This is a genomic window from Citrobacter braakii, assembly GCF_002075345.1.
GTDB lineage: Bacteria > Pseudomonadota > Gammaproteobacteria > Enterobacterales > Enterobacteriaceae > Citrobacter > Citrobacter braakii.
In genome coordinates, this window is the sequence record NZ_NAEW01000094.1 from 1 (window position 1) to 668 (window position 668).

The 668-nt window shown below is 60.8% G+C and carries 1 pseudogene; it reads right to left on the reverse strand.

The window, feature by feature from the left end:
* Positions 1 to 668, reverse strand: a pseudogene (locus BZK42_RS28860) (conjugative transfer ATPase); the annotation flags it as partial.

Below are 668 nucleotides of genomic sequence, written 5' to 3' on the forward strand. Positions count from 1 at the left end.
CCTTGCCTGCATCTTCGTGTGCCAGCGGGGACCGCCGCCGGGCTTCTGTGACATGTCAGTGGCGATGTTTTCCATCGTCGCCTTCAGGTCTGATGGCAGCATCTGCCGTTTTTCTTCGTACACCCGCTGTGCCGTTATCACCAGCGCCCGGCGCAGTAACCCACGGTCGGCACGACTCAGCTTCTCCTCCCTTTCCCCGCCCGTTATCATCAGAATGGCGGCAATCTCCATCTCACCCAGCACGTCGCGTTTATCACCGCCCGGGACGCCATTTTTAATCAGTTCATCCGTAACGTCCTCGCCCAGTTCCGGCAGCTGATTCTCATCCAGGGTCAGGTGTTCCGGCGGGATGTCCAGAATCAGGTGCGAGTCCGCAAATACCGGCAGGCTCACCCCGCTGCCGGGATAAATACCCACCTTATTCACCGTCAGACCCAAACTCCGGCAGTAGTCGGCCAGCAGACCGAACGAATTCCCCGACTCCACCAGAACCAGCCGGGAACGGTGCATGGCCAGCATCTGACACAGCGCCACGCAGAGGGTCGCTGATTTCCCCGCCCCGGTCGGCCCGAACAGCAGCAGGTGCGCGCTGTTTTTACGGTCCTTCAGCGGGTCAAAGTGCAGCGGCCCGCCGCCACGGTTGAAAAATGTGATACCGGGCTTACCCG